Source organism: Micromonospora sp. WMMD998 (genome assembly GCF_029581235.1).
Lineage (GTDB): Bacteria > Actinomycetota > Actinomycetes > Mycobacteriales > Micromonosporaceae > Micromonospora.
The window spans coordinates 1,907,986-1,923,993 of sequence record NZ_CP120740.1 but is presented as its reverse complement, the minus strand read 5'-3'; the positions used below and the strand labels follow the sequence as shown (position 1 = coordinate 1,923,993).

The following is a 16,008-nucleotide window of genomic DNA, read 5'->3' as shown; positions in this document are numbered from 1 at the left end:
TTCGTGTACGAAGTCTGCTTCTGGCACTGGCTTGGGGTAGCGGGCCAGCTCACGCCGATCGGTCGGCGTCGTCGCGGCCGAATCCGGCCGTAGCCAGGGCAGCGGCACGCGCGCCGTCGGAGACCGCGTGCAGAATGTTGCGTGGATTCCGTGAGTCCCCCGCGTTGACGACGACCGCCTGGCGCGGCAGGCGATCGCGCAACCGTTGTACGTCGAATGGTCTGGACCGCACGCCGGCGGCCCACACCACGCTTCCGGTCCACAGCTCGGCCGGCGGGCCGGGCCGGGAAATCAGCACACCGTCCGGTGCCGGCGTGCAGACGCATGACTCCTCGACGGTGACGCCGAGATCGTCGAGCGTGGCCCGGACGTCGGATCGGGACAGGTTCTCCAGACCCTGGGCCAGGCCGGCGCGCATCGACCGGGTCACCAGTCGCACCGGGTGGCCCCGTTCCGCCAGGAGCATCGCCGCCTCGCACCCGGTCGGCCCGCCGCCGATGACGACGACCGGGCCCGGTGGCAGCCGCTCTCCGGTCCGCAGCAGGTCGTACGCGGTCATCGAGTGCGCACCGTCCGGCGTGTGCGGGTCGACGCCGACGGCGACCACCACGGCGTCCGGCGCCGCATCCGCGACCGACTCGACGGTGGCCGTCGTCCCGGTCCGGAGCAGGGCGCCGGCTCGCCCGGCCTCGTCGACGAGCCAGCGGCGCAGGCTCTCCAGCCGGTGTTTGAACGGGGGGATCGCACCCCAGATGAGCTGTCCGCCCAGTTGGTCACCGGCCTCCCACACCTCGGCGTGCCAGCCGTCGAGCGCCGCCCGGCGGGCCGCCTCCAGCCCGGCGGCGCCCCCGCCCACCACGATCATCTTCCCGCCCGGTTCCGGGCGTGCGAGGTGGACCCGTTCCCGGCCCACCTCCGGGTTGACCGCGCAGCGGATCGGCCGGTCGAGTTCCTGGCGTACCCGGCTGCACTCGTTGCAGGAGATGCACGGCCGGATGCGACCGGCGGTGTCCCGGCGGACCCGCGTCAGCCAGTCCGGGTCGGCGATGAGGGCACGTCCGAGCGTCACGTAGTCCGCCACGCCGTTCGCCAATAGGTTTTCGGCGGTCGCGGGGGTCCGGATGACACCGACCGCCGAGACCGGGATGGACACGACCGACCGGATCTCGCCCGCGAGTCCGGCCTTCCAGCCCTCGGCGAAGGACATCGGCTCGATGGCCGCCCGCAGGGCCTTCCAGCGCCCCTCGGCGCCGGCCGAGGTGTCCACGACCGGCGCGGAGGCTCCGGCGGTGACGTCGAGCATCGCCACGCCGAGCGCTTCCAGCCGCCGGGCCACCTCCTTGGACTCCGCCAGGTCGCGGCCACCGTCGAGGAACTCGTCGGCGCTGAAGCGGTAGATGATGGGGAAGTCGGCCCCGGCCCGGGACTGGATCTGCTCGATCACCCGGGTTACGAACCGCATCCGGCCGTCCAGGTCGCCACCCCAGGCGTCGGTACGCCGGTTCCGCAGCGGGGACAGCATCTGGGCGAGCAGATAGGTGTGGCCGCCGTGCAGGTTGACCGCCGAGAAGCCGGCCCGTTTGGCGCGGGCCGCCGCCTCGCCGAACTCGACGCACAGCCGCTCCAACGTGGCGTGATCCGCCTCGACCGCGAGCGTGTTTCCGCCGAGGAACCTCGTCGCGCTGGGTGCGACCGGTGGGACGCCTCTGGTCTTGCGCAGGGTCGTGTTGCCACCGGCGTGGCCGATCTGCAACGCCACCGGGGTGTCGAAGAACTCGACCGCGTCGACGAGCTTGTGCAGGGCCGGGATGACGTCGTCGCCGTCGATCCGCAGTGACACCGTGCCGGCGTTGCCGCGCGGGGCGTCGATGACTGTCATCTCCACGGTGATGAGTCCGGGCCGCGACCGCGCGCGCCGCGCGTAGTAGGCGATCATGTCCTCGCTGACGGTGCCGTCGGCGTTCGCGAGGTTTGTCGCCATCGGCGACATGACCACCCGGCTGGAGAGGTCCAGGCCACCGATCCGCCCGGGCGCGAGCAGGTGCGGGTACGGAGTCATCCGTACGACTTCTGATCGAAGACCCGGATGTCGTGGCCCGGAAGCACGGTCGCGTCGAGACCCTCGATCTTCTCGTACGACCGGTAGTAGTGGCCCAGGTCGACGTAGGTCCGCGACGGGATGTGCCGGTGCGCTCCGACGCCTTCCCAGTTTTCCCGCAGCGAGCAGTGGTCGCCCGCGAGGACGTACCGGCCGGTCCGGGTCTCCACGACGAGGCCCATCATGCCGGGCGTGTGTCCGGGCAGGTGGATCGCCCCTACGCCGGGTGCCAGGTCGACGTCGCCGTCGACGGGGCGCAGCCGTCCGGCCACGCCCATCCACTGTGGCGTGAGGCCGGCGGTCGGCGCTTCGTAGACCGCGCCGTGCACCGGGTACGGTGCGGTCGCGTAGGCGACCTCCGCGCGGTGGACCACGAACTCGGCCGCGCTGAACAGGCTGTTGTTGGCACAGTGGTCGTAGTGCAGGTGGGACAGCAGCACCGTGCGCACCGACGCCGGGTCGACACCCGCGTCGGTGAGCGCGCGGAGCGGCTCCTGCTCCGGGGTGCGACGGAACGGGCGGTGGTGGGCGCTCACCCACTCGGGCGTGCCGGAGCCGGTGTCCATCACGATCGTGCCCCAGCTTCCGGTCACCGCCCAGATGATGCTGGGACTGTCGACCCGCTGACCGGCCTGCATACCCCACAGGAACGCGGACTTGTCCACGTCCGGCGCGACGCCGACCAGGATGGGGGTGATGACGTTGGCGGTCACCGCCCACCTTCCCAGAACAGCACGCGCTTGCGGATCGCCCGCAGCCCGTAGAGCGCGACCAGGCCGAGGATCGCGAGGTTGAGCAGGATCGCGAAGACGGCGGCGGTGGCGAGGTTGTTGTTGGCGTTGAGCAGTTGGACGCCGAGTCCCCGCTGCGCGCCGACGAACTCGCCGACGATCGCCGAGATGATGGAGTAGACGATGCCGACTTCCAACGCGGCGAACAGGAACGGCATGGCGGCCGGGAGGGTGAGCATCCGGAAGGTCTGTAGCCGGCCCGCCTGGATCGAACGGAAGAGGTCCCGCTTGTCCTTCTCGACCGACCGGAACCCGGCCATCGAGTTGATCATGATCGGGAAGAAGGTCACGGTGACGGTCAGGAACACCTTCGACTCGAGCCCGAACCCGAACCACAGCACGAAGAGCGGTGCGATGGCCACCTTGGGCACCGCGTTGAACATCGCGATGTAGGGGTAGAGGATCTTGTCGATGACCGGCGCCTGCGAGATGAGGAACCCGAGCAGCAGGCCGACGACGGTGCCGATGGTGAAACCCAGCACGATGGCGATGAGTGTCGCCTGGGCGTTCTCGGCGAAGCCGGCCAGGCCCGGTGTCGTCCACCCGGTCCACCACGCGTCCCAGACCGCCGCCGGGCTCGGGATGATGATCGGCTTCACGTCGAACGCGGTCACCACCAGGTGCCAGATCAGCACGCCGGCGCCGAGCACCACGATGGTGCGCACGAACCCGATCAACAGCTCCCGGCGGTGTCGCGCCTTACTGGAGCGCGCCGACACCGACGAATCGGTGAGGGACGGGTTCCTCGTGTTCAGCGAGATGTCGGTCACGACGTCGCTCCAGTCGTCGATGCGGTCAGGTCGGATCCATCCACGAGCACGTGCCGCACCTGGGCCGTGAGCGCGGCGAACTCGGACGTCTCGGTGATCGCCATCGTGCGTGGCTTGTCGAAGGGCACCTCGATGTCGGCGAGGATCCGCCCGGGGCGGGCGCCGAAGACCACCACCCGGTCGGCCAGCAGGACGGCCTCCGAGATGCTGTGGGTGACGAACAGCGTCGTCTTCCGGCTCTCGTGGGTGAGCTGGGACAGGTCCACGTTGAGTTGCTCGCGGGTGAGTGCGTCGAGGGCGCCGAAGGGCTCGTCCATCAGCAGCAGGACCGGGTCGGAGACCAACGCGCGGGCGATGGCGACCCGTTGCTGCATGCCGCCGGAGAGCTCGCCGGGGTACTTGTTCTCGAAGCCGCCGAGCCCGAAGGCTTCCAGCAGGCCCCGGGCCCGCTCGGTCGCCTCGCGGCCGGCCTTCCTCTTCACCACCAACGGCAGCGTCACGTTGGCGAGCACCGACCGCCACGGCAGCAGCACGGCGGCCTGGAAGACGAAGCCGGCGTTCGCCGTCGGCCTGTCGACGTTCACGCCGTCGATGAGGACCGCGCCGTCGGTCGCGTCGTCCAGGCCGGCCACGATCCGCAGCAAGGTGCTCTTGCCGCATCCGCTCGGACCCACGATCGCCACGAACTCACCCGGACGTACGTCGAGCGAGATGCGATCCAGCGCGTGCACTGAGGTTGAGTCGGCCGCCTCGTAGACCTTGGAGACGTTCCGGATCTGGATGGGCTGCGAAGTCTGGACGGCGGGGGTCGTCGTCGCCATGTGGGAACTCCCGGAGTCGATGTTCGCTACACGCAGACCCGGCCGTGCTCGACGACAGGTGTGTCGTCGATCCAGACGTTGGGCTGCAGGATGAGAAGGTCGATGTGGATGGGACTGGGTGGTCCGCCGGAGCCCACAACGCTGTGGCCGAGCGCGAAGTGCACCCGGCCGATCCCCTTCTTGTCTTCGGTGATGTTTCCGGTGAAGCGCGCCATCGCGTTCGTGCCGATGCTCAGCTCACCCAGATGCCGACCGTTCTCGGCAGCGTCGATGATCTTCACGAGATCGACGGCCTGTGTGCCGCCCGTGACCTCCGTCGCCCACCCGTTCTCGAACCGCACCGCCAGCGGCTGGTCCAGCCGGCCCAGCATGTGCGCGCTGCCGTCCGCGACGAGGACGCCGTTCGCCGAGCCCTCCGCCGGGGTCAGCCAGCACTCGCCGCTGGGGAACCCCGAGACCTGGCCGGGCTCACGCGCGAAGGAGGCCCCGCGGCCGACCCGTACGCCCCGGATCGACGCGGTCAGCTCGGAGCCGTGTTCGCTCGTGACCCGCATCGTCGTGCCCGCCTCGGCCAGGTCGGCCAGCCGGCCGGTGACGGCGTTGACCTCGTCGTAGTCCGCCAGCGCGGCCCCGGCGACCAGGTTCTCGCCACGGATGCCGGTGAGGACGAGACCGCGTGCGCCGCGTTGCAGCGCTTCGTTGAACTCCTCGTTGAAGCCCAACGCCGTGGTGGTCGGGGCGAGAATGACGTCGGCGCCGGCGAGAGCGGCGCGTACCACGGCGGTCGCCTTGTCCCCCGCCTGTTGCCGCGGCGGCATCACCACGACGGTCGGCTCGCCGCGGGCCGCGAGGACCGCTCCCGTCAGGGCTTCGACGACGGCGAAGTCCGAGGCCAGGTCCGCGACCACGGCGACCTGTTCGCCGGGTGCCACGGCCACACACGACCGGACGATCTGGTCCGCAACCGTACTGAGCCTCAATCGCCCCAGATCCATCAAGCACTCCTGACTTCGACCGGTGTTGCCGCGTCACAGCGGCACGTCTTCATCAGCTCAGACAGCTCGTGGCACATCGTTCCTTTGCGAAGAACGCTGTTCCACTTGGCCGAAGAGTAGACCCCGACCCGGAGGGCGTCAACGGTCGAATCTTGGCCGTGAGCAGCGGAGCTTCCTCCTCCACCCACCAGCGCCGACCGATTGAGATGACGCTTCCGCCACCAGCCGACATGCGGTACGGTCGCCGGTGGAACTCCGTTTCCCTGGAAGGAACAGTCACTTCCGTGAATGCCGAAGCCCTCAGCCACCGGGACTGTTCCACGATCGAGGCGGCGGTCTTCCCACGAGTGAACGGAATCGTATGAGCCCACAACGCGCGTGGCGGATGCTCCGGGAGTCGAAGGTCGTGGACCTCTCGCACCCGTACCGGGTCGGCATGCCGCAGTCGCCGAACCATCCGCCGTTCCGGCTGGCGCTCGAGCGCCGCCACGGTGACCACGTCCGCGGCGACGGCGCCTCGGCGGCCAACGAACTCATCGTCATCGGCGGCCACGTCGGCACCCACGTCGACGCTCTCGCCCACGTCTCCAAGGACGGACGGGTGCACGGCGGCCAGTCGGCACAGGCGTTGCAGAGCAACAAGGGATTCGCGCACCTGGGGATCGACGAGTTCGAGCCGTACGTGGGACGTGCCGTCCTGCTCGACGTCACCGCCGTACACGGCGTCGCCAGCCTCCCACCCGGGTACGAGGTCACCGTCGACGACCTCGAACGCGCGCAGCGGGACGCCGCGGTCGAGATCGAGCCCGGCGAGGTGGTCCTCGTCGGCACCGGCTGGTCGCGGAACTGGGGCGACAAGGCGTTGTTCACCGGTCAGGAGTGGGGCGCTCCCGGCCCCGGACCGGCCGCCGCGCACTGGCTCGCCGAGCACCGCCCCCGGGCCGTCGGCGCCGAGACGATCGCCTTCGAACACATTCCGGCCGGAGACGGCCACGCCCTCCTGCCGGTGCACTCCATGCTCCTCGTCGAGCGGGGCGTCAACATCGTGGAGACCATGAACCTGGCCCCGCTGATCGACCTGGGGGTGACCGAGTTCGGCCTGGTCCTGAACCCGCTCAACGTCGTCGGCGCGACCGGCGGGCCGGTTCGGCCGCTGGCGGTGATTCCCGCGTGAGCCCGACCATCGCCCAGACGCTCGCCGAGTTCGCGGCGAGCCATCGTGACGACGTACCGGAGGCGGTGCGGACCGACGCGGTCGGTCGACTGTTGGACGTGGTCGGCAACGCGCTGGCCGCACGGGAGGCGGACGGCGCGACCGAGCCCGCCCAGGTGATCCACGAGGTGGCGAGCCGCCGCGGCGGACTCGCCGAGGCCGGCACGCTGTTCGGCGCCGACCGGCTGCCGGCGTCGGCCGCGGCCCTGGTCAACGGAACCCTGGCCCACGCGCTCGACTTCGACGACACGCATCTGCCCTCGGTGCTCCACCCGAGCGCGGCGGTCGTACCCGCGGCGCTCGCGGTCGCCGAGGCGGCGAAGTCCTCGGGTCCGAGCCTCCTGGCGGCCGTCGCTGTCGGTGACGAGGTCTGCAACCGGCTCGGCCTGGCCTCGTACGTGCCGCGGCTGCGCAACTCCAGCTTCTTCGAGCGCGGCCTGCACGCCACCTCCATCTGCGGCACCGTCGGCGCGGCCGTGGCGTCGGCGATGTTGCTGGGCCTCTCCGACAAGCAGATCAGCGACGCCATCGGCATCGCGGCGAGCATGGGCGCGGGTCTGATCGAGGCGAACCGGACCGGCGGCACGGTGAAGCGGATCCACTGCGGCTGGGCCGCGCACGCCGGCGTCGAGGCCGCGACGTACGCCGCCGCCGGCATCACCGGACCGCCCACCGTCATCGAGGGCCGTTTCGGCTTCCTCCGGGCGTTCCTCGGCGACGACCAGTTTCCCGAGGAGATCACGAAGGAGTTGGGCGAGCGGTGGGAGGTGCTGCGGACGGTGTACAAGCCGTACCCGTCGAACCATTTCACCCACCCGGGCATCGACTGCGCGCTCGCCCTGCGCGCCCGGGGGATCTCGGCCGCCGATGTGGTCTCGGCCGAACTCGGTGTCGCCGCGGCGCCGTTGCGGACGATCGGCGAGCCACGCCCGGACAAGATCCGGCCGCGGTCCGGCTACCACGCCAAGTTCTCCGGACCGTTCGCCATCGCCACGGCCATGCTCGGCGGCGGCGGCCTCGGCGTCTACCTGGACGACTTCACCGACGCCGCGCTCACCGACCCGGCCCGGCTCGCGTTGGCCGCCAAGGTCACCGTGGTGGCCGACCCGATCTGCGACGACGAGTTCCCGCGCGCGTTCAGTGCGGTGCTACGCCTGACGACCGACGACGGTCGCACCCACGAACACCGGGTGCACTCGTCCCGGGGCGGTCCCGACCATCCGCTGTCCGCCGAGGACATCGAAACCAAGTTCATGCTCAACGCGACGCGCGTGCTGCCGTCACCCGAGGCGGCCGACGTCGCCCGCCGGATCCGTGACCTTCCCGCCGCGCCGCGCGTGACAAGCATGCTCGGACAACCGGCCGCGTCGCGCACGTAACCAGAGGGAGAACCGTGGAGATCGAAGCGAAAATCAGCGCGATGGGGTTCACGTTGCCCGAGTTGCCCGTGGTCAAGACCCGGCGGGTGCGGGCGACCCGATCCGGCAACCTCGTCTTCCTCGCCGGCCACGGCCCCTACAAGGATGGCGGCTACCCGTTCAAGGGGCCGGTGCCCGAGGCGATCACCGTCGAGGAGGCCGGTCGGGCGACCCGGTACAACGCGCTGGCCCTGCTCGCCACGCTCAAGGGCACGATCGGCGACCTCGACCAGGTGACCCGCATCCTCAAGGTGGTCGCCTTCGTCAACGCCGTACCCGGATTCAACCGCGCCTCCGAGGTCGCCAACGGATGCTCGGAACTGCTGATGGATCTGTACGGCGAGCGCGGCCGGCACTCGCGTTCCGCCATCGCGGTCGCCGGGCTGGGGTTGGACATCTGCTGTGAGACCGAGATGGTCGTCGAGGTGGCCGACAGCGGCACGGGACGGTGAGCGCCGTGTCCCTGCGGGACCTTCTCGCCGAGCGGTGCGACGCGATCAGGGCGGCGTCCGACGAGGTTCCCCTCGACGTGGCGACCGGACGCCTCGTCGACGGGGTCGGCGTGACACTGCGCGGAAACGCGACGTCCTCCGCCCGCATCGCCTACTCGTACCTGGGTGTCGCGGACGGCCCGCCGCTCTCCCGCCTCGACGCGCTGCTGACGCTCGCCGGGGCCGAACCGGCCCGGGCCGCGTTCGGGCTGGGGGTCGCGGCCGGCGCCAACAACTGGGCCGACACGTCGCTGCGGTCGCTGGCCCACCCCGGGGCGGCCGTCCTGCCCGCGCTGCTCGCGGCGGCGGCCGGGCGGGCGGTCCGCTGGCACGAGTTGGCGACCGCCACCGCGGCGGGCTACGAGGCGATGGAGGTCGTCGGGCGGGCCCTCAACGACGGCGTCCCCCGGCTGAGCAGCCAGCGGGCCGGCTTCCGCAGCGCGGCCCTGTGCGGCGCGTTCGGCGCGGTCGGCGTGCTCACCGTCCTCGACCGGCTACCCACCGCCACGAGCGCCGCGGCCTTCGGCATCGCCTGTGACCTGGTCGGTGGGCTCACCAGGCAGGCGCGCGGCGCCGACTCGGCCATCCGCATGCAGGCCGGCAGCTCCGTACGTGCCGGCTTCGAGGCGGTCGCGCTGGCCCGCGCCGGGGTGAGGTCGGCCCCCGACGTCTTCGAGGCCCCGGACGGTTTCCTGCGCGCCCATCACGCGACAGCCACGCCGCCGACGGATCCGCGTCCCGGGTGGCACATCCGCGACGCGGCGCAGAAGTTCCACTGCGCGCCGCACAACTTCGCCACCGCGCTGGATCTCGTGCGGGTCGTCGCGGCCGGCGACCAACAGGCGCTTGTCGAGGTGCGCGTTCCGCAGGAGCACCTCGACCTGGCCCGGTCCTCGTCCGCGTTCCCGGACACGCCGGCCCAGGCCGCGCTGAACCTCAGGTACTGCTGCGCCCGGGTGCTCGCCACGCGCGACTTCCTCTGGCCGGACGACATCGCCGCCGGCCTGCGCGACGAGGCGACCCGGGCGAGGTTCGACGGGGTCACCATCCGGGGCGACGAGGGGTTGAGCGCCCGGCTCGAGAACGACCGGGAGGTGTGGCCCGCCGTGGTGCGGGTGACGTCGCCGGACGGCCGGGTCGTCGAGCGCAGCGCGGACCATCCGTTCGGCACCACTGTCGACGACCGGGTCGCCGAGGCGGCCAGGTCGAAGTTCGACCGTGACGCCGCCGCCGGTGGCGTACGCGAGCCGCAACGGTGCCGGGAGGAACTCGCCGCCGCGATAGCGGACGACGCCGCCGTGGTCGACACCCTGACCGGCATCATCCGTCGTGAGTCCCGGGTGGTGGAGTCCCGGGTGGCGGCATGAACCTCGAACTCTCCGGCCGGGTGGCGCTCGTCACCGGCGGCACCCGGGGTATCGGCCGCGCCATCGCCGGGACCCTGCGCGCCGAGGGCGCCCACGTCGTGGTGGTCGGCCGGCCGAACCCGGCCGCCGCCGCCGAGGACGACGACACACTGCGCGCCGACCTGCGTGACGAGGCGGCGCACCGGCCCCTCGTCGAGCAGGTGGTCGCGCGGTACGGGCGGCTGGACGTCCTCGTCAACAACGCCTCGCTGCCGGCCACCGGACCCACCCTGGGTGGCTGGCTGGAAATGGTGGAGACCAAGGGCTACGGCTACTGGTCCATGGCGATGGCCGCGCTACCGGCGCTGCGGGAGCAGCGCGGCAGCGTCGTCAACATGTCCGGTGTCGCGGCGGTCCGACCGTCCGGCGGCAATCCCCAGTCGGGGGCGGTGAACGCGGCCGTCGAGCATCTCACCTCCCTGCTCGCCGTGACGTTCGCCGCGCACGGCGTCCGGGTCAACGCGGTGCGACCCGGCAGCGTCGACTCGCCGCGACGGCGCACGCATCTCGCGGAGGTGGCGAGGTCCACCGGGCGGTCGACCGAGGCCGCGCTCGCGGACGAGGCGGCGACCATCCCCCTGGGCCGGATGACCTCGCCGGACGAGGTCGCGACCGTCGTGGCGATGCTCTGTTCGCCGAGGTCGGGCGCGACCACCGGCCAGGTGGTCGCCGCCGACGGCGGCCTCGGCCTCGCGCCGCTGATCGGTTGACGACCGGATGAGCCGGCCCCGACGCCTACCCGTCGACCCGTACGTCACCGCGATGGTCGCGACGGTCGCGGTCGCGACCGTGCTCCCGGCCCGCGGCGACGCCGCGACCATCGCCGGCTGGGCGACCACGGCCGCCGTCGCGTTGCTGTTCTTCCTCTACGGCGCCCGCATCTCGCGGCGCGAGGCGTGGACCGGCGCCGCACACTGGCGGCTGCACCTCGCCGTGCTCCTGACCACCTTCGCGCTCTTTCCCGCGTACGGGCTGCTGCTCGGACTGCTCTCCCCGAGCGTCCTCGACCCCCAGCTCCACCAGGGGCTGCTGTTCCTGTGCGCGGTGCCGTCGACCGTGCAAAGCGCGATCGCGCTCACCTCGATCGCCGGCGGCAACGTGCCCGCCGCCATCTTCAGCGCGTCCATCTCCAGCGTCGCCGGCATCGCGCTCCGCCTGCTGCTGCCGTTCGTCGCCGGTCAACTGGTCCAGCCCTGGCTCGGCGGCTGGATGAAGCGACACCGGAAACCGCTCACCGTCGTCGACCGCGGTTCGATCCTGCTCGTCGTCTACACCGCGTTCAGCGCCAGCGTCGTCAGCGGCGTCTGGAGCCGCGTCAGCGTCTCCGACCTGCTGGTGCTCCTCGTCGTCGAGGCCGCGCTGCTCGCCGCCGTCCTGCTGACGCTCGCCACCCTGCCCTTCGACCGCCCCGACAAGATCGCCATCGCGTTCTGCGGGTCGACCAAGAGCGCGGCGGCCGGCCTGCCGATGGCGACGGTCCTCTTCTCCGGCCCGGCCGCCGGCCTGCTCATCCTGCCGTTGATCATCTTCCACCAGCTCCAGCTCGTCACCGGCACCGTCCTCGCCCGCCGCTGGGCCGAACGCCGGCCGACCACGCCGGGCGACGACGCCGCGCCGCGGGCCGAGCCGTCGCCGGCTTAGCCGGACACCGGGCACGGACCGGCGGGCTACCGCGACGTCCGCCGTGGTCCGGACCGTCGCTCCCGCAGCCTCACCCGCCGCCGCTGGTCACGCTCAACCCCAGGCCCTCACCGTTTCCCTGGGCGGATCATCGTTCCAGCGACGACCGGGGCTAGCCCTCGAAGCCCAGCCGCGCGGAGAGTTCCGCGGTCTCGACGAGCAGCGGCTTGGCGAGTTCGTCGATCCGGCCGCGGATCCGCTCGACCGGGCCGCACACGCTGATGACCGCCACCGGCTTGCCCTCGTGGTCGAGCACCGGCGCGGCGAGGGAGCCGGCACCGGCCTGCCGCTCGCCGAACGACACCGCGTAACCCCGCTCGCGGATCAGGCGCAGCTCGTCCCGGAGGTGGCTGGCGTCGATGAGCGTGTGGTCGGTCAGCGCGGGCAGCGGACCGGAGGCGAGATACGCCTCGCGCTCCGCCGACGGAAGATAGGCGAGGAACACCTTCGAGGAACTCCCCGCGTGCAGCGGAAACGCCGCACCGATCTGGACCTCCATCTTCACGTCCCGCGCCGGCGTCACCTGGTCGAGGTAGACACGCAGGTCACGCACCCGGATGGAGAGGGTCGAGGTTTCCTTCGTCTGCTCACTGAGCCGGCGCAGCGGCTCGCGGGCGAGCTGGCGCACGTCGACGCGATCGAGGAAGGCGCGGCCGAGAGCCAGCGCGGCCGGACCGAGCACGTACCGCCGGCTCCCCTCGTCGACGGTGACGAGCCGCCGGCCGCAGAGCGTGGTCAGGATCCGGTGCACCACAGCCTTGGAGACGCCGAGTTCGCGGCCGATCTCCGAGACGCCGAGGTTCGTCACGCCGGAGCGGGAGAACAGCAGCAGGACGTCGAGCGCCCGTTCCAGGCCGTTGACCGTACGCCCGTCGGCTCCGGCCTCGGTCCGCTGGTCGATCGTCAACTCTCACTCCAGAGGTAGGCAGGGGATATGTCCGGACATATACCGGTAGCCGCGCAGCGCGCAACTCTATCACCCACCGGAACATCGTACCTCTCTCCGGCACGATGCCGAGCGCCGCCATCCCTTCGAAACCGCGCCGGGAGAACACATGGCTGGCTCCACCTTCGGGAGTCTCGGAGTCTGCCTGTACGGGAGCATGGGAGATGTGTGAACGGTAGCCTTTGATATGGTTCCGCGGTAGCGTTGCAGCATGCTGCCATATCAGCTACGGTCCGTCGATCAAGAGCTGGATGAGCTGCTCGGCGGCTTGCCTGCCATCAGTCTCGAGGGGCCGAAGGGCGTCGGGAAAACCGCGACGGCACAGCGTCGCGCCGCCACCGTCTTCGCCATGGACGACGCGACACAGCGGGAACTGCTCACCGCCGATCCGCAGCGCCTCGACCGAGCCCTGGCACCGGTCCTCATCGACGAGTGGCAGCGCGAACCGGCGGTCTGGGACTTTGTGCGGCGCAGCGTCGACCGTAATCCCACACCGGCCCGGTTCCTGTTGACCGGCAGCGCCACCCCCACGTCCGCGCCGACACATTCCGGAGCCGGGCGCATCGTCCAGCTCCGGATGCGACCGATGAGCCTCGCCGAGCGGGCCCTGGTCGAGCCGACGGTCAGCCTTCGGGAGTTACTCACCGGACGGCGACTGGCCGTGAGCGGAGGCACCGCGCTGAGCTTGGTCGACTACGCCGAGGAGATCGTGCGCTCCGGATTCCCCGCCATCCGTCAACTGCCGCCGCGCGCTCGCAGGGCACAGCTCGACGGCTACCTGAACCGTATCGTCGAACGAGACTTTCCCGAGCAAGGCCACCTGGTACGCCGCCCCGACACCCTGCGCGGATGGCTGGCCGCGTACGCCGCCGCGACGGCAACCACAAGTTCCTACAACGCCATCCTGGACGCGGCCACCCCGGGCGAGACCAACAAGCCCGCCAAGACGACAACGACCGTGTACCGCGACGTGCTGTCGCAACTGTGGCTACTCGATCCCGTGCCCGGCTGGCTGCCCAGCCACAGCGCCTTCAGCAGACTCGGCGCCGCACCGAAACACCACCTCGCCGACCCGGCCCTCGCCGCCCGACTCCTCGGTGTGGACGTGCCCGCCCTGCTCGACGATTCCGCACCGGACTCGCCCGTCCGCCAGCCCGGCCCCCTGCTGGGCGCCTTGTTCGAGTCGCTGGTGACGCTCAGCGTGCGGGTCTACGCGCAGGCGGCTGAAGCCACGGTTCATCACCTACGTACCTGGGACAGTCGGCACGAGGTGGATCTCATCATCCAGCGCGCCGATCAACGAATCGTGGCGCTCGAAGTCAAGCTGTCTCCGTCGGTGAGCGACGACGACGTCCGTCACCTCACCTGGCTGCGTGGACAACTCGGCGACGATCTACTCGATGCGGCGGTCATCACCACCGGGTCTCAGGCGTACCGCCGCGCCGACGGAATCGCGGTGATCCCGCTCTGCCTGCTCGCACCCTGACGAGGCACAAGGCACCCCTGCGGCGGCCTGGGGTGGCCACGGCGTGACCACGAGAAACGGGCACCAGTCGACGACTGATGCCCGTTCACCTGCATAAACGCGAGGTGGAGCCGAGGGGACTCGAACCCCTGACCCCCACACTGCCAGTGTGGTGCGCTACCAGCTGCGCCACGGCCCCTTGCGATCGGCCCGGTCGCCCGGGCACGGGAAGAACTATACACACGCCGCTCGGCATGGTCATCTGGCGGGGGTCCCCCACGCGACGGGGTCAGTTGAGCGCCACGTCCGGCGGGAAATGGGCCACCGCCGCCATCATGCCGCCCTGCCGGCGCAGCACCATCGGCCAGAGATCATCCGGCCGGTCGACGAAGGCGTCGCCGGGGAGCGCGTCAAGCACGAACCAGGACCCTTCCTCGATCTCCCGCTCCAACTGACCGGCGCCCCAGCCGGAGTAGCCGGCGAACACCCGGATCCCGCCGACGGCGTCCCGCAGCTTCTCCGGGTCGACCGAGAGGTCGATGGTGCCGACCGCGCCGGAGACCCGGTGGAAGCCCCGGACCGGCTTGACCGGGTGGCGCATCCGGGCCAGGCAGATGGCGGAGTCGGGCTGCACGGGGCCGCCCTCGAAGAGCACCGCGGGGTCGCGCGCCAGGTCGCTCCAGTCGCCGAGGACGTCGGCCACCGCGACCTCGGTGGCCCGGTTGAGCACCACGCCGAGGGCGCCGCCGGGCTCGTGCGCGACCAGAAGCACGACCGTACGGTCGAAGTTCGGGTCCTTGAGCACAGGCGTCGCGACCAGCAGTCGTCCGGTCATCGACTCCATGGCTCGGCCACCGATCGCCTGCCCCTCACCCTGCATGTCCGACACCCGTCAGCCGTGCGCCCGTGCGGGCCTGACGCCGTCGACCGTCCACGCTGTCAACGCCATGTCACGCACCATAGCTTGCGTCCCGCCCGCTGGCTAAGGTCTGACCGGCGGGTGAGCGCAACGGATCGAGGGAGGATCGGATGGCGACGGAGGCCGAACTGGCGGTGATCGGCGGGTCGGGTCTCTACGCCCTGCTCGACGGCGTGGAGCACGTGGTGGACACTCCGTACGGCGCGCCGTCGGATCCGATCACGGTCGCCGAGGTGGGCGGGCGCCGGGTGGCGTTCCTACCGCGACACGGCCGCGACCACAGGCATCCGCCGCACCGGATCCCCTACCGCGCCAACCTCTGGGCGTTGCGCTCCCTCGGCGTACGCCAGGTGCTGGCGCCCTGCGCGGTCGGCGGTCTCCGGCCGGAGTTGGGGCCGGGCACGTTCGTGGTGCCGGACCAGTTGATCGACCGCACCAGCGGGCGGGCGCAGACCTACTACGACCGGGGCGCGGTGCACGTCTCCTTCGCCGACCCGTACTGCCCGGCCGGGCGGCGGACGCTGCTGTCGGCGGCGGCCGGCCGGGACGTGGCGGCGGTGGACGGCGGGACGGTGGTGGTGGTCGAGGGGCCGCGCTTCTCGACCCGGGCGGAGTCACGCTGGTTCGCCTCGATCGGCGGCACGGTCGTCAACATGACCGGGCACCCGGAGGCGGTGCTCGCCCGCGAGCTGGCGCTCTGCTACACCTCGATCGCGCTCGTCACGGACCTGGACGCGGGTGTCGAGGCGGGCGAGGAGGTCACCCAGGAGGAGGTGTTCGCCGTCTTCGCGGAGAACACCGACCGGCTGCGTGGGCTGCTGCTCGACGCGGTCGCCGCGCTGCCCGCCGAGCGGGACTGCCGTTGCGGCGCCGCGTTGGACGGCATCACCCTGCCGTTCCCCCTGCCCTGAGCGAAGCGCCCGAAAAGTCCGCCCCGGCCCGCTAGATTCGGTGGGTCGGGGGCTGCGCACCGGGCCGTCTCCGGCACCGCGGCC

General features: G+C 71.3%; 15 protein-coding genes and 1 tRNA gene. 8 read left to right on the top strand and 8 right to left on the bottom strand.

Annotated elements, in window-relative coordinates; all coding sequences use genetic code 11:
- Positions 1-49: 49 nt before the first annotated feature.
- Genes O7619_RS09170 through O7619_RS09150 form a run of 5 tightly spaced genes read right to left on the bottom strand, consistent with a single transcriptional unit; the run spans position 50 to position 5,418 of the window.
- Entirely contained in the window at positions 50-2,059 is a 2,010-nt protein-coding gene (locus O7619_RS09170; RefSeq protein ID WP_282286975.1) for an FAD-dependent oxidoreductase, read from the bottom strand.
- Entirely contained in the window at positions 2,056-2,811 is a 756-nt protein-coding gene (locus O7619_RS09165) for an N-acyl homoserine lactonase family protein (protein WP_282286974.1), read from the bottom strand. The genes O7619_RS09170 and O7619_RS09165 overlap by 4 nt, the downstream gene beginning before the upstream one ends.
- On the bottom strand, positions 2,808-3,659 hold the full coding sequence (locus tag O7619_RS09160; RefSeq protein WP_282286973.1) for an ABC transporter permease: 852 nt from the start codon (positions 3,657-3,659) through the stop codon (positions 2,808-2,810). The genes O7619_RS09165 and O7619_RS09160 overlap by 4 nt, the downstream gene beginning before the upstream one ends.
- On the bottom strand, positions 3,656-4,480 hold the full coding sequence (locus O7619_RS09155; protein ID WP_282286971.1) for an ABC transporter ATP-binding protein: 825 nt from the start codon (positions 4,478-4,480) through the stop codon (positions 3,656-3,658). The genes O7619_RS09160 and O7619_RS09155 overlap by 4 nt, the downstream gene beginning before the upstream one ends.
- A gap of 26 nt (positions 4,481-4,506) precedes the next feature.
- Positions 4,507-5,418, bottom strand: a complete 912-nt coding sequence (locus tag O7619_RS09150) for an aminopeptidase (protein ID WP_282286969.1) — start codon at positions 5,416-5,418, stop codon at positions 4,507-4,509.
- A 418-nt stretch (positions 5,419-5,836) separates the two neighbouring features.
- Between O7619_RS09150 and O7619_RS09145 the strand changes: the two genes are divergently transcribed.
- The 6 genes from O7619_RS09145 to O7619_RS09120 are packed head-to-tail and all read left to right on the top strand — an operon-like array spanning position 5,837 to position 11,644.
- The gene (locus O7619_RS09145; RefSeq protein ID WP_282286968.1) at positions 5,837-6,649 is read left to right on the top strand and encodes a cyclase family protein; all 813 of its coding nucleotides are present in this window, start codon (positions 5,837-5,839) and stop codon (positions 6,647-6,649) included.
- Positions 6,646-8,067: an MmgE/PrpD family protein gene (locus tag O7619_RS09140; RefSeq protein WP_282286967.1), complete on the top strand. Its 1,422-nt coding sequence runs from the start codon at positions 6,646-6,648 to the stop codon at positions 8,065-8,067. Before O7619_RS09145 ends, O7619_RS09140 begins: the two co-directional genes overlap by 4 nt.
- A 14-nt stretch (positions 8,068-8,081) precedes the next feature.
- Positions 8,082-8,558: a RidA family protein gene (locus tag O7619_RS09135; RefSeq protein WP_282286966.1), complete on the top strand. Its 477-nt coding sequence runs from the start codon at positions 8,082-8,084 to the stop codon at positions 8,556-8,558.
- 5 nt (positions 8,559-8,563) lie between these two features.
- Entirely contained in the window at positions 8,564-9,964 is a 1,401-nt protein-coding gene (locus tag O7619_RS09130; protein WP_282286965.1) for an MmgE/PrpD family protein, read from the top strand.
- Entirely contained in the window at positions 9,961-10,713 is a 753-nt protein-coding gene (locus O7619_RS09125) for an SDR family oxidoreductase (protein WP_282286964.1), read from the top strand. The genes O7619_RS09130 and O7619_RS09125 overlap by 4 nt, the downstream gene beginning before the upstream one ends.
- 7 nt (positions 10,714-10,720) lie before the next feature.
- Complete coding sequence (locus O7619_RS09120) at positions 10,721-11,644, top strand: bile acid:sodium symporter family protein (RefSeq protein WP_282286963.1); 924 nt, start codon at positions 10,721-10,723, stop codon at positions 11,642-11,644.
- A 151-nt stretch (positions 11,645-11,795) separates the two neighbouring features.
- Here the strand turns inward: O7619_RS09120 and O7619_RS09115 are convergent, their stop codons facing one another.
- The gene (locus O7619_RS09115) at positions 11,796-12,590 is read right to left on the bottom strand and encodes an IclR family transcriptional regulator (RefSeq protein ID WP_282286962.1); all 795 of its coding nucleotides are present in this window, start codon (positions 12,588-12,590) and stop codon (positions 11,796-11,798) included.
- Between the two features lie 250 nt (positions 12,591-12,840).
- Between O7619_RS09115 and O7619_RS09110 the strand changes: the two genes are divergently transcribed.
- Complete coding sequence (locus tag O7619_RS09110; RefSeq protein ID WP_282286961.1) at positions 12,841-14,115, top strand: DUF4143 domain-containing protein; 1,275 nt, start codon at positions 12,841-12,843, stop codon at positions 14,113-14,115.
- Between the two features lie 105 nt (positions 14,116-14,220).
- On the opposite strand, the gene O7619_RS09105 is transcribed toward O7619_RS09110, so the two are convergent.
- Both O7619_RS09105 and O7619_RS09100 read right to left on the bottom strand, forming a co-directional pair.
- Positions 14,221-14,293: transfer RNA gene (locus tag O7619_RS09105), tRNA-Ala, on the bottom strand.
- A 90-nt stretch (positions 14,294-14,383) separates the two neighbouring features.
- Positions 14,384-14,974, bottom strand: coding sequence for a YqgE/AlgH family protein (locus O7619_RS09100; RefSeq protein ID WP_281590486.1), 591 nt, complete (start codon positions 14,972-14,974; stop codon positions 14,384-14,386).
- Between the two features lie 149 nt (positions 14,975-15,123).
- On the opposite strand from O7619_RS09100, the gene O7619_RS09095 reads away from it, so the two are divergent.
- Positions 15,124-15,924 carry an S-methyl-5'-thioadenosine phosphorylase gene (locus O7619_RS09095; protein WP_282286960.1) on the top strand — a complete coding sequence of 267 codons (801 nt, stop codon included), beginning with the start codon at positions 15,124-15,126 and terminating at the stop codon, positions 15,922-15,924.
- The last annotated feature ends 84 nt before the right edge of the window (positions 15,925-16,008 follow it).

Excerpts from the sequence above, each read along its gene's own strand:
- O7619_RS09120 (WP_282286963.1), top strand. The coding sequence starts at position 10,721 with ATGAGCCGGCCCCGACGCCTACCCGTCGACCCGTACGTCACCGCGATG.
- O7619_RS09095 (WP_282286960.1), top strand. The coding sequence starts at position 15,124 with ATGGCGACGGAGGCCGAACTGGCGGTGATCGGCGGGTCGGGTCTCTAC.
- O7619_RS09100 (WP_281590486.1), bottom strand. The coding sequence starts at position 14,974 with ATGCAGGGTGAGGGGCAGGCGATCGGTGGCCGAGCCATGGAGTCGATG.
- O7619_RS09110 (WP_282286961.1), top strand. The coding sequence starts at position 12,841 with ATGCTGCCATATCAGCTACGGTCCGTCGATCAAGAGCTGGATGAGCTG.
- O7619_RS09145 (WP_282286968.1), top strand. The coding sequence starts at position 5,837 with ATGAGCCCACAACGCGCGTGGCGGATGCTCCGGGAGTCGAAGGTCGTG.
- O7619_RS09155 (WP_282286971.1), bottom strand. The coding sequence starts at position 4,480 with ATGGCGACGACGACCCCCGCCGTCCAGACTTCGCAGCCCATCCAGATC.
- O7619_RS09170 (WP_282286975.1), bottom strand. The coding sequence starts at position 2,059 with ATGACTCCGTACCCGCACCTGCTCGCGCCCGGGCGGATCGGTGGCCTG.
- O7619_RS09125 (WP_282286964.1), top strand. The coding sequence starts at position 9,961 with ATGAACCTCGAACTCTCCGGCCGGGTGGCGCTCGTCACCGGCGGCACC.